At 65.8% G+C, this 14,772-nt stretch carries 11 protein-coding genes; all 11 read right to left on the bottom strand.

Annotated features, from left to right (window positions below; translation table 11 throughout):
- Positions 1-2: 2 nt before the first annotated feature.
- Genes FOB47_RS12955 through FOB47_RS12905 form a run of 11 tightly spaced genes read right to left on the bottom strand, consistent with a single transcriptional unit; the run spans position 3 to position 14,771 of the window.
- Complete coding sequence (locus FOB47_RS12955) at positions 3-986, bottom strand: MraY family glycosyltransferase (RefSeq protein ID WP_174781261.1); 984 nt, start codon at positions 984-986, stop codon at positions 3-5.
- Entirely contained in the window at positions 973-1,956 is a 984-nt protein-coding gene (locus FOB47_RS12950; RefSeq protein ID WP_174782416.1) for an NAD-dependent epimerase/dehydratase family protein, read from the bottom strand. The genes FOB47_RS12955 and FOB47_RS12950 overlap by 14 nt, the downstream gene beginning before the upstream one ends.
- Before the next feature lie 37 nt (positions 1,957-1,993).
- Entirely contained in the window at positions 1,994-3,154 is a 1,161-nt protein-coding gene (locus tag FOB47_RS12945) for a glycosyltransferase (RefSeq protein ID WP_174782415.1), read from the bottom strand.
- A gap of 50 nt (positions 3,155-3,204) precedes the next feature.
- Complete coding sequence (locus FOB47_RS12940) at positions 3,205-4,227, bottom strand: glycosyltransferase family protein (RefSeq protein ID WP_198751341.1); 1,023 nt, start codon at positions 4,225-4,227, stop codon at positions 3,205-3,207.
- On the bottom strand, positions 4,224-4,862 hold the full coding sequence (locus tag FOB47_RS12935) for a histidine phosphatase family protein (RefSeq protein ID WP_174781259.1): 639 nt from the start codon (positions 4,860-4,862) through the stop codon (positions 4,224-4,226). Before FOB47_RS12935 ends, FOB47_RS12940 begins: the two co-directional genes overlap by 4 nt.
- On the bottom strand, positions 4,859-5,827 hold the full coding sequence (locus FOB47_RS12930) for a glycosyltransferase (protein ID WP_232962984.1): 969 nt from the start codon (positions 5,825-5,827) through the stop codon (positions 4,859-4,861). The genes FOB47_RS12935 and FOB47_RS12930 overlap by 4 nt, the downstream gene beginning before the upstream one ends.
- Positions 5,828-5,839: 12 nt before the next feature.
- Positions 5,840-6,889 carry a glycosyltransferase gene (locus FOB47_RS12925; protein WP_174781258.1) on the bottom strand — a complete coding sequence of 350 codons (1,050 nt, stop codon included), beginning with the start codon at positions 6,887-6,889 and terminating at the stop codon, positions 5,840-5,842.
- Positions 6,886-10,539: a glycosyltransferase family 4 protein gene (locus FOB47_RS12920; protein ID WP_174781257.1), complete on the bottom strand. Its 3,654-nt coding sequence runs from the start codon at positions 10,537-10,539 to the stop codon at positions 6,886-6,888. The genes FOB47_RS12925 and FOB47_RS12920 overlap by 4 nt, the downstream gene beginning before the upstream one ends.
- Positions 10,536-12,482, bottom strand: a complete 1,947-nt coding sequence (locus FOB47_RS12915; protein WP_174781256.1) for a glycosyltransferase family 4 protein — start codon at positions 12,480-12,482, stop codon at positions 10,536-10,538. The genes FOB47_RS12920 and FOB47_RS12915 overlap by 4 nt, the downstream gene beginning before the upstream one ends.
- Positions 12,479-13,810 carry a glycosyltransferase family 4 protein gene (locus tag FOB47_RS12910; protein WP_226994824.1) on the bottom strand — a complete coding sequence of 444 codons (1,332 nt, stop codon included), beginning with the start codon at positions 13,808-13,810 and terminating at the stop codon, positions 12,479-12,481. The genes FOB47_RS12915 and FOB47_RS12910 overlap by 4 nt, the downstream gene beginning before the upstream one ends.
- A complete protein-coding gene (locus FOB47_RS12905; protein WP_244959466.1) occupies positions 13,788-14,771 on the bottom strand; it encodes a glycosyltransferase in 984 nt (327 codons plus the stop codon). The genes FOB47_RS12910 and FOB47_RS12905 overlap by 23 nt, the downstream gene beginning before the upstream one ends.
- Between the last annotated feature and the right edge of the window lies 1 nt (position 14,772).

Genomic DNA, 14,772 nt, shown 5'->3' with positions numbered 1-14,772 from the left:
ATCTAACCGGACTTGAATTGACGCCAGCGACGATCGATCGTCACACCAAGACCGATCAGCAGCAATCCCCATGTCACCATCACCGCACCTGATTTCCAGCCGGGCATGTCGACCGACATGACGGCCAGAATTGTACCGACCAGCATCAGCACATACCACCGCAGCACCACACTGCGATGGCCGGCGGCCATCTGCACCATCCGTTGATAGTAGTGCGTCCGATGCGCTTCCCAGAAGCGCTCTCCATTGAGCAGCCGCCGCAACAACGTCACGGTCGCATCTGCCACGAAGGGCCCGAACACGAACGCGGGAAACCAGAACGGCCAGGCGTGTTCCCGCCAGCCCCAGTAACCGAGTGCCGCGGCCAGGAAGCCGAGCGGCACCGAGCCGGCGTCGCCGAGAAACATGCGCGCCGGCGGATAGTTGAAGACCAGAAAGCCGGCGGCGGCCGCCGCCACCGTGATCGAGGCAATCGCCAGGTCCGAATGTGCCGGACCGGCGCCAACGGCGTAGGCGCCAAAGCCGATGACTGCCATGCCTCCCGCCAGGCCATCCGCGCCATCCATGAAGTTGTACAGATTGATCGCCCACACGACGGCAACCGCCAGCACCGGTGCAAGCATCCACAGCGCGGATGGCAGCGGAAGCAGCCACAGCAGCGTGGCTGCCGCACCGAGATGCGCCGCGAAGCGGTAGCGCGCCGGCATACCCCATCGATCGTCGGCCAACGACAGCATGCCGAGTGCCAGCGCGAGTCCGGCCAGTGCGCTCAATGCGGGGGCAAATACGGCGATCGATATCGCGCTGACAAGCGTCACGCCGACGCCCCCGACGCGCGGGGTCGGACGCTGATGCAGCGAGCGCGCATTCGGCACGTCCAGGGCCAGCCGCCATGCGAGGCCGGTACGAAGCAACAGATAAAGCAGCGCCGCATTGGCGATGAAGGCGAGAGCCGCCGGCGGCAGCAGGAGGCTAGCGAACGGCATGCGCGATCTCGCCCGTGGTTTGTTGCCGATACCAGTCCGCCGTCTGCTTGAGCGCCTCGCGCAGCGTCAGTGGCGGTCGCCAGCCCAGTTCGCCGACGATCCTGGCGCTGTCGACCCGCAGCGGCTCGACCAGCCGCGCGACGGCATCGCGCCGGCCCGTCAGGGCACCAGCCAGCTTCAGCAGCGTCAACGGCACCGGCAGCAGGCGGGCGGGCCGGCCCAGCGCGTCGCCCATCAGCCGCGCCAGTTGCGCGACCGTGACGTCCTCGCCGTCGCAGACATGGAAGATCTTGCCTGCGGCGGCGGGGTGGCGCGCACATGCCAGCAGCGCATCGGCCAGATTGTCGACAGCGACCAGACTGCGCGGCGCATTGGCGCATGCCAGCGGAAGCGGTACGCCGCGAGCCACCGCGCCAAGCAGACTGCGAAAGTTCGCCCCGACCTCCGGGCCGTAGACCAGCGGCGGGCGCACCACCGTCCATTCCATTCCGTGATCCCGGCACAGCTCAACCAGCGCTTGCTCGGCTTCCCGCTTCGATATGCCATAGGGATCGACCGGCGCCGGCGTATCGCTCTCCCGCAGCGGACGCCCGGGATCGGTTTCAGCCACCGCCTTGATGCTGCTGACATAGACGAAACGCCGTACGCCCGCCCGCGCCGCGGCACGGGCCACACGCAGCGTGCCTTCGACGTTGGTTGCCCGGAACGCGGCAAGCGGATCGGGCGCACGATCGCGCATGACATGGACCCGTGCCGCCAGGTGGATCACGCAATCCGGCCGCAGCGAGTTCGGCCACACCGCGTCGATATCGGCGAAGTCGTCGGCGACGACGAGGTAGCGCCGCTGCATTTCCGGCCGCCCTGGGCCACTGCGGACCACACAGGTCGTTTGCGCATGGATGGCTTCCAGCGCGCGCAACAACGCCGCGCCAACGAATCCGCCAGAGCCGGTCAACAGAACATGGTCCATCGCGCCTCCATGATTGCCATCCTTGCGTAGATGCACGCTAGGCCCGCTGCGTGGAGCGGCCCGCTGCGCAAGCCGCCACGACTTCTTGATACAGATCGCTGTACGCTCGCCCCAGCGCAGCGCCGGAGAACAGCTGCTCATAGCGGCAGCGCGCGGCGCGGCCCATTCGATCGGCGAGCGCGCCGTCATCCAGCAAGCGGGAAGCGGCCGCCGCCAGTTCGGAAGGCGATTCCGGCGGCACCACGAAGCCCGTGACGCCGTCGGCATTGACATAGGAAGTGCCGGTGCCGATCTCGCAGGAGACCATCGGCCTGGCGAACATCGATGCCTCCACCAGTACCATGCCGAATGCCTCCGACCGCAATTGCGAAGCCAGCACGAGTGCGCGGCAGCCACGCAGCAGCGCGGCCTTTTCCGCATCGGAGACCTGGCCCGCGAAGACGACGTTGGCGGCACCCTTCTGCGCCGCCAGCGCGCGAAGCCGCTCCATCTCCGGACCGGACCCGGCGATGACGATATCGCCCGCGATGGCCGGCGCCGCCTCGATCAGGGAGTGCAGCCCCTTGTAGTAGCGCAGCACCCCCAACGCGAGCAGGAACGGCCGTCCGCTCAGGCCGAAGCGCTGCAGCAGCGATTCCGCCTCGCCGGCATTCGGCGCCGTTTCGGCCAGATCCGCCATGCCGAGCGGGATGACGCGCAGCCGCTGCGGTGCGACATTGGCCTTCAGCACCTCGCTGGTCCGGGCATAGGCTGGCGATGTCGCGACTACCGCGTCCATCGCGCGCAACGTGCGACGCATCAGCGGACCATAGACCTGGCCCAACATCCGTTGGCGCACGATATCCGAGTGGTACGTCATCACCGCGGGACGGCTGCTGCCGCCGAGCAGATGCAGGACGTCGCCGAACGGCCAGGGAAAGTGAAAATTCACCACATCGGCCCAGGCCGCTGCCCGCCGATAGCGCAGCACGGACCCGATCCCGCCGAGATCGCACGACGCCGGCGCCGCCCAGGAGCGGCTGCGCAGCACCGTCCCTTCGGGCAGAGCGATCTCCGATGGCGCGGGTTTCGGAGAAAGCGTGAAGATGCGGCTCTCGACGCCGTAAGGCTGGCAACCGAGCGCGATCTGCCGGATGGCTTCCTGCAGCCCGCCGGGCGGGTCCGGGAAATACGTCCGATACACGTGCAGCACCCGCAGCGGCCGCCGCCCGCCCTTTGTCACGATGGAGGCGCCCATCATCGCAGGCCTCATAGCACCGCGGCCAGCGCGGCGGCGCTCGCCTCCACGTGGTGGCCGCGCATCACGTCGTCAAACGCTGCATCGCGGATCCGGTGCCGAAGCGCGCGGTCCCCGGCAAGGCGCTCGAGCGCGTCCACCCACTCCTGAAAGTCGTTGCCAACCAGCAGCCCGGTGCGTTCCGGCACCACGCAACCCTGATAGATCGGTGCCGACGAATAGATGCCCGGGACGCGCGCGGTACCGTAGTTCAGATACTTGAAGGGGTTCTTGCAGGCGTTGAACTCGGCCGCCTCCACGTCCTCGCTGCCGCCCAGCGGAGTGATCGCGAACTGGTAGCGGCCCGAAACCAGCGCGCGCATGTAGTCCGCATACGGCATCCGGTTTGTGAAATGCAGGAACGGCAACGAGAACATCTCCGGAAAGGGGTCGCCATAGAAGTCCAGCGCGTAGTCCGGATGACGCAGGAAAAAGACCTGGAGCGCAGTCAGCAGCATGTCTTTCGCGCTCTGCATCTTCAGGAAGTCTGCGTTGGTGAAGACGATGCGCGGCGGCATCGCTTCTTCGACCACGCCCGCCGCATATTTCTCCACCCACATGCCGTTCGGCACCAGCACAGGTTCCGGCACATAGGGCCGGACCTTGTCGAGCAGGACGGTGTTCGCCACCGTCACGACGTCGCACAGGGCGAGAATCTCGCGGATAAGCGCGACCTTGCTGTTGTGGGCCTGCGCACCACTATAGCTCGGAAACGAAAAGATCCAGTCGTCGATGTCGTAGACGACGCGCACGCCGCGGGCCCGGGCATGGCGGACAAGGTCAAGCGCGCGCTGAGAGCTGTGCTTGCTCAGGATCAGCACATCGGCCCAATTGACGCCGTTGCGCGCCGCTTCGTCGTTCTCGGAAATCGCCGTGAAGACCAGCTGGCCGCGCGACTCCATGAACTCCAGCACCTCGGTGATACGGGCCGCGACGGATAACGACGGCACGCCCTGTGCCACATGCGATTCGCGATGCAAGGCGACGACCTTCACGATGCCGCCCTCCCCCGCGCGCCATGGATGGCGACCGGCAGGTTTTCCAGCGGACCCAGTGCGAAAGCAAGCAGGCGGCCATGCCATGCATCATCGCCGCGCACCATTTCGATCGCCGACAGGCTGGCATGGGCCGGCAGGAAGGCCGGAAAGCGCTCCATCCCCACGCCGTGGATATGCTGCAGAATGCAGGAAATGGGGCCCGAATGGGCCACCACCATCAGGGCATCGACGGGCCGTGCCAATTGCTCGTCGAGCCAGCCCAGCACGCGCTGGTTCAGCGCGAGATGCGACTCGCCACCCGGATAGCGGTTGCCCGGATCGGCATAAAAGTCCGGACATTGCGCAAGAAAGCGAGCGAGCTGCCAGTCGGCAACTTCGCCGGCATCGGTCTCGCCCAACCGGGAGTCGACTTCCCAATCCGCGGCCGGCATCAGCAAGCGGGCAGTCTGCTGCGCGCGGCACCACTGGCTGGTCATGTACCGATCGGCCACGATGCCGGCATGCGACAACCACGCCGCCATGCGCTGCGCCTGCGCGACCCCGATGGCGTCGAGCTCGTCGGCTGTGGTGCCGGTGACCAGCCCGGCATCGTTGGCCACGGAACGGCCATGGCGGACCAGATAGAGCATCATCTGGCAATGCTCCGCAGGATGTCGATCAGAGGATTGATGGCGCCGGGAAGGCAGAAGCGCCGCATGTCATCGACCAGCGAGGTAGTATCGGCGGGCAGCGCCAGCACCTGATCGACGGCAGCGGCGATGGCCTCGTCGCTGGCGGGATCGGCATAAACCGCATGATCGCCAAAGTGCTCGCGCGACCAGGCCGAATCGCTCAACAGCAGACGGCAGCCGGACAGGCCCGCCTCGATAGCGGACAGCCCCGGCGGCTCATGCGAGACCTCGATATAGAACAGCGCTTCCTGCAGCGCGCTGCGGACGATTTCAGACTTTTGCGGCAGTCCCTTGATGAACAGCACGTTGTCGCCGCCAGCCTCGCGACATTGGCGGAAGTACGCTTCCTCGCGGCTGCGGCCGACCAGCACCAGGGGAATGCCCTTTTCGCGCAACACGCGAATCGCGGCCAGCTGGTTCTTGTTCGGCTCGATCACGCCGAACCAGATCGCGTAGCGATCCAGACCATACAGGCTGCGGAACAGGCCTTGTGGCGCCCGTTTGATGTAGGCAGCGTCGGCACCGACCGTGACGCGGCGCTCCTTCTCGGCCGGCAGGCGGAAGCGCTCGCGGAAGTGCGCGAGTTCTGCGTCCGACTTGAAGATCACCGCGTCGGCGAGATCGACATGCCGATTGACCAGGTCGACCGGCGCGTTGCCGATGTCCCGGACCCACAGATTGGGCCACAGTGCCACCGGCTTGCCGGTCGCCTTCAATTCCTGCAGCAACTCGATACCGCCTCCGTGCACCGAAAAATGCAGCACGACATCGTAGTTGTCCATGTCCCTGGAATAAGGACCGTAGATGTCGACGATCAGACCGCGCTGCTTCAGGCTGTCGGCCACCGAGAAGATTTCGTACTCGCCGCCGCCACGCACCAGAAACGCCTGGTGGTAGGTGGTGATCAATACACGAGGATCGGACAAGATGATATCCAGCTAGAAGTTGTTGGCCTGGCGCGGCACCGACAGCACAGCGGCGAGGGCCTTGTCGTCGGCCTGCGCCAGCACGGCCGCCGCGCGCCGCTTTCCGGCTTCGATCATGGCGGCACGGCGCCCCGGGTCGCGATGCATCTGCAGGATCGCCGTGCGTGCCTCCTCCAGACGGTCGAACGAGACCGTGGCATCGGCGCCGACCTCGCTCGCGGCAGTACCGGAGCGCACGAAGGTCGGCACGCCCAGATGCATGGCCTCGAGCACGGGCACGCAAAACCCTTCGTGCTGGCTGACGGACAGCATGGCGCCGGCGCGGTCGAAGCGCGCGAACAGGCTTTCGTCATCGATCATCCCGGTGATCTCGACGTGCTCGGCCACGCCGCATTGCGCCGCGCGCTCGCGCAGGAAGGCGAGATAGACGCCGTTGGGCGCGCTGCCGACGATTTCAAGCTTGGCGTCGACACCGCTTTCCCGGACCATCGCCAGGATCTCGATCGCATCCTCGACCCGCTTGTGCGGAACGACCCGTCCCACCACGAGCAGCGTCAATGGGCCGGTGCGGTCGGCTCGCCCGGCAGGGACATGCCGGAACAGCGGCATATCCGGCCATACCGGCGGAATCACCAGAATCTCGTCGGCCCGCAGATGCGGCGCGAGCGATGCCGCAGTCAGCCGGGAATTGGCCATCACCAGATCGAACTGCCGCAGCAGCGGATACTGCTCCAGCGAGCGTGCGCACAGATCCGCGGTGACCGGCTCGAATTCGCGCAGCAGTTCGGGCTCGGTCACGCCGTGGAAATAGCACAATTTGCGGTTTCCCAACGCAAGCATCCGCTCGAGCATCGGATCGTGGATCGAATAGCTGACCAGCAGCGTGTCTTGCGGCTGGATCTGCTCGAACAGCGTATCCAGCGGTTCCACGTCGCCGGTGTAGTGTTTCGCGAAGGCGCGCGCCGGGATGCCCAGGCGCTCGGCGGCGCGGGCGATGCCGAGGCAGTGGTTGCCCACGGCGTCGCCGACGTGAATGTCCGGTGCGGCGATGAATAGCGTCATGCGCCCTCCTTGCTCGCTGCGTTCAGTTGCTGCAGCCGTTCGAGATAGTTGCGCCCCACCGCTTCCGGCGAATAGTGGGCCAGCACGAAGTGCTTGCCCGCCAGCGCACGCTGCCGGCGCTCGCCTTCGTCCTCGACACAGCGCCGCATCTGCGACGCCGCCGACTCGACGTCGGCATCCCACCAATGCTGACCGTCCGCGAATGCATACTCGCCGGCACCAACTGCGATGGCTTCGCCACCGACCATGAACGCCGTGGTGTCGTTGGTAAAGTCCGTGTTGCCCGAGAACGCCGATACGATTACCGGCTTCTCCAGCAGCATGGCTTCGGCGATATTGCGGCCAAAGCCCTCGGCACGATGCAGCGACACGAAGCAATCGCAGACGGATTGCAGCCCGATCACCGCTTCGCGCGCAATGGCTTCGGAGATGATGGAGACACGCGGATCGTCGCGGCACAGCGCCAGCACATCGTCCCATTGGCTCGGCGCACTGCCCATGTTCATCGTCTTGAACAGCAGGTGAACACCGCGGGTGCCGCGCGGGAATGCCCGCTGGAACGCCTTGATCACCGCCAGCGGATTCTTGCGATGGACGCTGGAATTGCCGTCCAGGATATTGAGGAAGACGAACGCGTCCTCAGGCAGGCCGAACTCTGCCCTGGTGTAGGCACGGCTCAACGGCGGCAACGCGACTGCCATCGGCATGACAAGCACTGGCTTGTCGGTGGCACCGCGCATTGCCTCGGCGGTGAAACGGGTACTCGACCAGATTTCGTCGACGAGTTCCAGCGCCAGCTCCATGCCGCGGGGGTAGGCCGGCAACTCCCACTGCCAGCAGCCGATGTTGTAGCGGTCGCCGAACAGTTTTTCGCCGGTGGCGCCCAGCAGCCGGATCGTCTCGTAATGGGGCAGAAACACGAGATTGGTGTTGTACAGCGGCGCGTCCACCTCATAGGCACGCAGGGACAGGTCCTGCTGGCGCGCGCCGATCGCCAGCGGGATAGCGGGCACGCACAGGTCCATATCGACGTGCCGCAGCGCCAGCGATGCCATTCTGACGTCCTCGCCGATCCCCAGTTCGCCGCGCCCGAAGCCCACGATATTGACGCCCCCGCGCAGGAACTTGCCGGTTGTCCCGCCGTGCGGCGGACGCCGGATTTCATGCGTCGGCGGCTCTTCGTCCTCGATATGCAGGCGCAGCTCGTACTTGCCGAAGTTGAACAGCCACAAGTTCAGTGCCAGGCGGCCTTCGGCCGTGCCGGTGTCGAACGCGTCCCGCAGGTCGGACCGTTGGGCATAGGCCGCTGCGGCGAGCGGATGCACTACGTCGCGCTCGTTGCCGGGCTGCGTCGGGTCGGAGATGCCAAGTGTTGCGTCGGTGGGCAGCAGCGCGCGGGGAACCGCGCCGCGCAGCAGTTGCTCGCTCCACCATGCCACCAGTTCACCGCGGCCCTCTGCCTGCTCCAGGGCCTTGTCGGTACCCGGCCCGCCGGCCAGCGCCGTGTACAGTGCCCGCATCGCCCGCGTAATGGGAACCTGCTGGTCCTGCGTCACGGTGGCGTCGGGCTGCTGCAGCTGGTCGCGGGAGATCAGCTGAGCCAGAAACGCGTTGCCCGGCACCTCGCGAATCCACCACGAGACAAAGGCCGCGCGCCCTTCCCTTCCCGCCAGATCGGCAAATTCGCGCAGATCGTCGCGGGCAGCGTGCAAGGCCTGCATGCCCCGCGTAATCGGCAGAGGCGCATCCTGCGCGATATCGCGCGCCAGCTCGTGATAGAACGCGATTGGCAGGAAGCCGTCGAATGCCGGTGTTCCGGCACCCTCGCGAATCCACCATTGGATCAGCTTGCCCCTGCCTTCGGGCGTGGCCAGATCGATCTGGTCGCGCAGATCCGTGCGCGCCTTGCAGACGGCATGCAGGCCCTTGGTAATGGGCAGAAGTGCGTCCTGCACGATCGCCGGGTCGACGGCCGCATACTCCTCAGGCCGCACGATGCAGATGGGTTGGGCTTCGTGGCGGCCGTCCAGCACCCACCACGACACGAGCCGCTCGCGCCCTTCGCGCGTGGCGGTATCCATGTCCCGCAAGTCCTGCCGCGCTACCCTGAGTGCCAGCAAACCCCGCGTCAGCGGAATGGCGGCATCCTGCTGGACCTGAGTGCACACCTCCGCGTACAGCGCCGCGGGCATGCACGTCCTCAGCGAAGGATCGTGGATCCCCTCGAGCATCCACCAGGAAAGCAGCGTACGCCGCCCGGCCTCGGTCGACAGATCCGCCTGCTCGCGCAAATCGTCGCGAGCCTCGCATAGCGCGTGCAAGCCGCAGGTGATGGGCAGGGGCTGGTCCTGCACCACGGTTTCGTCGACGCGCGCGTACATGTCGTCGCGCATGAAGCCGACGTAGCGCGCATCGCGCAGTCCTTCCAGCAACCACCATGACACCAGACCGTGCCTGCCGCCGCGGGTGGCCAGATCGAACGAGGCACGCAGATCGTCGCGCGCAAGATAGATGGCATGCAGGCCGCGCGTCAGCGGCAGCCAGCCGTCCTGCGGCAGTGTGGTATCGGGGCGCGCCAGCCAGTCGCGCTGTTCGCCATCGATCGCGACGCCCTGGTTCAGGTGGATGGCGGCGCAGTGCAGCGGATCGTCGAGATCGAACTGGGACCGCAGCACACGATTGCCCAGCCACAGCGCCTCGAGCACCGGAGTGCGGCCGAACGGCGTCTCGCTCTTCTGCCGCCGCTGGAACAGCGTCGCCAGACTGCGGTGATGCCGATGGTCGGAGAGATCCAGGCTGCGCTCGACGATGGGGTTGTCGAACAGATACCGGTTGCGTTCCTGCACCTGCTGGATTTCGTCCGGGATGCTGCCGGCGTCCTGCTCGAGCCCACGGGAATGCAGCCACGTATAGTCGACAATGCGAGCGCCGGTCTCGCGCAGCCGCATCGACAGCGCATGTTCGTCGACTATCGAGATTGCCTTCGCCTGAAAGCGCTGCAGGTTCTGCGGCGACAGTTCGAACACCGAATGCCATTTGCCGTGCGGCAGACCATCGCCGGTCAGCCATTCGAGCAGATAGGACTGGTAGTTCGCCGACAAGGGCGCGTCTTCACGGAAGGGGCGGTCGGACGAAGGCGCGAACAGCGCCTCCGCGCCAAACCGGCCGACGAAGCTGCCAAGCTTGCGAATGCGCTCGGGGACCGCAATCAGGAACTTGGAACAGCCCCACGTCTGGAAACTGCGTCCGAACTGCCGCACTGCGTCGGGATAGGCATCGATATGCGCCAGCACGACATCGTCGTGGCTCGCCGCATAGTCGAACATCTGCCGATTGATGTACGGATAGAAGCCGTTGTACTCGTTCTCGAACGCCGACGTCACGATATGTACGAGATCGTACCCGTCCAGCAAAGCGGGAAAGCGCGCCAGCGCGGTGTCCCAGCCGCTGAATTCGCGGCGCGAGTTGTCGCCGCCGATCATGACGATGTTCGGACCGAGGCTGACCGTCAGGTCCGTGGGCAGCGCCGTGTCGATCAGGACCGCATCGTAGTCGAGCCCTTCGATGCGCTGGTACAGCTGGCACAGCCGCTTGAATGCGCCCTGGTAGTCGGCATCGCCGTAGCGGACGAACAAGGTAAGCAGCTTCATTCTTCCATCTCCACTTCGAAGATGACCTTGTTCTGCGCCGCATTGGCCCAACCCGCGCGCTCCACGTCGAACTGATCGATCCGATAGAAGAACTCCAGCCGCTGCAGGCAGCGCCCGGCATCCGCATCGCGCAGCGATGCGTCCACCAGCGCGAGCACTTCGCGGGCAGCCGCCTCCCAACCGAAGACCTGGGCGGGCCGTTGCGTCTGGGTCCGGCAATTCGTCCAGTAGTCCTTGCGCTCCAGCACCTCGCTGACGGCACTCAGCAATTCGGTCCGCCGCGAGAACGGCACGATGCCATCGACAGGACTGACGCGCGTCCGTATCTCGTCAATCAGCTGGCTTTGCCGCGCGATCACCGGCTTGCCGAACGACAGCGCCTTCAGCACGGGAAGACCGAATCCTTCATAGAACGACGGGAACACCAGGCACGCGCATTCGCGGAACAGCGTATCGACCGCTTCGTTGGACAACATGCCCGATGGCAACTGCTCGACGTTGGGGTATTGCTCCCCGACCTCGCCGAGAACGCGGATCCGTGCCTCCGGGAAGCCCGCAGCAAGCACGCGCACCGCTTCGTGCAGGCCCTTGTGGTAGTACTGGTTGCCGACCACCAGCACATACGGTTCGCCGTCCGGCGCGTCGCCCCCTGTTGGCGGTGCATGGTATTCAGCCGGATCCAGCGAGCAGTAAGAGATGGCGCTCGGCACATCGCGCGATGCCGGGAAGCGCTCGTGAAACGCATTGCGCGTATAGCCGCTGTTGAAGACGAAGCCGTCGGCATAGCTGGCAGCCGCCCGCCATACGCCATCGATATGCGGCATGCGGATGTAATGGCAGTCCCAGGCGATGGCGTCCATGATCAGATACAGATTCACGGTCGACCGGCGCGCCTGGTCGCGCAGTTCGCTGAAGCTCCACGGTTGCGACAGACGGATGGCCGCATCGAAGATGGCATCGTCGGGCATCGTGTGGATCAGGGCATCCGGCATGGTCCGATCCAAACCGTGGAACTGCGCGGCCTCAGGAAGCACCCAGAAACGCGGGGCCACCGACACACTTTCGGCCAGCCGGACAATCGGATCAAGCAGCGAAAGGATGTGCTGCGCGGTACCGTTGTAGCCGGGTGCGAGGTTGCGGATATCGAACAATACGGTACGCGTTGCCTTCGGCTTGAGCCGCTGCCACAGCAGCGCCTCCCAGCGCTGCTCCGGGAACTCCGCACGGCGCGCAATGGCGCGCGCATAGTCGGCCGCCCGTTCGATCGACGGCGGCTGCGCCGCACCGGGATAGGGCGCGGACTCGGCGGCAAAGAACAACGCGCGGTTGCAGACCACGGCACTGTAGCCGCGGCGGTTGGCACGGATGAACAGCCGCCCGAGCGCATCGCCCAGCCGCTCGTCCTTGCCGTCGAGCCGGCCAAAGTGGTAAAGCATGTCGCCCCGCACGAGGACAGGCGCGCTAGTGACAATGCCACCGCCCCAGCGCGACGGCAGGGCCTGCAGAAACGGCGCGAGGGGTTCGCGGCTGGCCAGGGCCTCGTCCCCGGACTGGCGCGGGATGGGGGCCGAGCCGCCGATATTGGTGCGCGGCACGGCAAAGCCATACAGCGGATCCGCTTCCAGCGCCTCCAGCAGCCGCGCGACCGCCTCCCCGTCGAATGCGTATTCGGGCGCGGTGAACAGTACCGGCGTGCCGGCTTCCGCCAGCGGATGCACGACGCGGTTCAACCGTGCGATGTAGTCGCCGGCGTCCCGCACCGGGATCGTCTCGATCATCGGATCGTCAGAGATCGGCGCGGCGCCCGCGGGCACGAAGACATGGACGCGCTCGACGAGCTGCCGCAGCGGCGCATCGGCCAGTGCGCCATGGCATGCAACGGCCTGCTGCTCGGGACGCGCGGCTTCGGGCAGGGTAATGACGATGGCGATCTTGCTGGTCAAGCTGGCACCTGTTCGATGTCGTGGTTGCGGCACGCGTCAATCCGGCCGGTCAGGGCGGAATACACGCTTTCGGAACCGAAATGTTGTTCGATGAAGGCGTGGGCGGCCTGCTGCAGCGCGACGCGCTCAGGCTCCCGCGCCAGCAGCGCTACGATCTCGCGTGCAAACGCGACCGCGTCGTGGACGATCACCGCCGGCACGTCGCCGAGCTCCCGGAGTCCGTCCGCTGCGGAAGGCCAGGCCACATGCGCCTTGCCCCATGCCAGCGCCTCGATGGTCTTGATCTTCAGGCCGGTACCGACGCGGCAGGGATTGACCACGACCGCAGCCTGCTCGTACTCCGCCTCGAGGCTCTCGACAAAGCCGAGCAGCGATACGGTCGGATCGTCGCAATGCACGAACTGGCACACCTTGCCGATCACGCGAAGACGCGCGCCGGGACGCGCGGCACGTACCAGCGGCCACGTATAGTCGAGGAAGTCCTGCGTTCCCTTGACGTTGAATTCGTTGCTCGATGCGACGATCAGCACCTGGTCGGGCACCACCGCGGCGGGATCGCCATGATGGATATCCAGATCGAACGAGGTCAGCAGCGCCTCGACTTCCGGCACCAATTGCCGCAGCTCATCCTGTTCGGCCTTCTGGATCGCCAGCACGATGTCGGCGCGGCGGAGCAAGGCGCTTTCCTGTGCCTCGGTCAGGCTCAGGCTGTAGTTCTTGATCCCATACTGTTCTACGGTCTTCTGCTTGCGGCAGAACAGGTCATGGGCGTCGATGATCTTCAGCGCATCCCCGCATTCCGGCAATTCGAGGATACGGCTCATGAAGACGTATTGGGCGATCACCACGTCCGGACGGACCGCGGCCACGATCGGTGCCACTTCGGCGGCAAACCAGTCGGGGCAGAAGCCGTCCTGGATACGGGACAGTTCGGCGTCGGCAAAGTCGGTGTCGACCTGCACCGGCTTGGCCATGGTGCCTCCGGGCCGCGGCAGCACGATACGATTGTCGAACACATGCAGCTCGTCGACGACGTCGCGCAGACCGAGGATGCACTGATTGCTGACTTCGGTGTCGCCCAGCGGCTTCAGCACCAGCGTGACCGCATATCCCTTGCGCCGGAACCACGACAGCATCTTGTAGATGCGGATCTCGTTGCCCGCCGCGGGCGGGTACGGCATCACATGGGTGACCATCAGGACGCGCGGCTTGGCGCTGCTCTGCGGGGTGGAAGCGAAACGGGGTTTCATCATCGTTCTAATGGCGTATGGCCGTTCTGTGTATCTGCGCGTCGATCGGCATGCGTTACGCCAGCTGCCGGTAGACATCGCGCAACGCCGCCGTCGTGGACGACCAGGTGAACGCCTCCGGCCGGAACGCGGACGCCGCGGCGTTCGCCTGTCCCGGCGCGCCCGCGCGGCCACCGTTCGACAGCATGGTGCGCATCGCGTCGGCGATCGCGTCGACCGACGCCGGGTCCACATACACGGCACGGTCGCCAAAATACTCCTGGCACGACCCCTCCCGGGTCAGCAGCAGCGGCGCTCCCTGGGCCGCAGCCTCCAGCGCCGCAAGACCGGGAGTCTCCAGCGTACTGGGCAGGGCGAACAGTTCGCATGCGGTGTACGCGGACAGCAGCGTTTCGTCGTGCGGCATCGGTCCCAGGTAGCTGACCTGCTCGCCGCCCTCCTCCAGCACCCGGCCCGCGTACTGCGGATCGCGCTGATGACCGATCAGGACCAGACGGCACTGCGGCAGCCGCTTCATGGCGCGCACGAGCGCCAGTTGATTCTTGCGCGGCTCGATATTGCCGACGTTCAACACGAATGGACCGTCGATACCGAAGCGTTGCCGGAATCCTTCCGGGCCGACCTTCTGCAGGAAGAACTCGTCGATGCCGTTGTAGACGGTGGCAAACTTCGAGCGCGGCAGGTCCAGCACGCTGGCCAGCATGTCGCTCTCGATGTCGGAGTTGGTGACGGCCCGGTCGGCAAGCGCCAGCTGGGCACGAATCTCGTCCACCGGGTAAAGATGCCGCGTGCCTTCGGTGATCCACAGGCTGGTCGACACGACCAGCGGCAAGCCCAACTGCTTGACGAAATGGCAGAAGTGCACCGACCCGCCGATGCACGAGAAGAAGTGGACCACGTCGTGCTCGAGAAAACGCGGCGCCCATTGGTCAAACAGCGAAACGTCGACGCCATGCGCGGGCAGGTGCTTGCGGTAGGCCAGCAGCTGGATCTCACCCCCGCCTGGCGTGTGGAAGGCCATCGGGTAGGTGGCGAACATC

Origin of the sequence: Cupriavidus gilardii (genome assembly GCF_013347325.1) — a bacterium.
Lineage (GTDB): Bacteria > Pseudomonadota > Gammaproteobacteria > Burkholderiales > Burkholderiaceae > Cupriavidus > Cupriavidus gilardii.
This window is presented reverse-complemented; position numbering and strand designations above follow the sequence as displayed.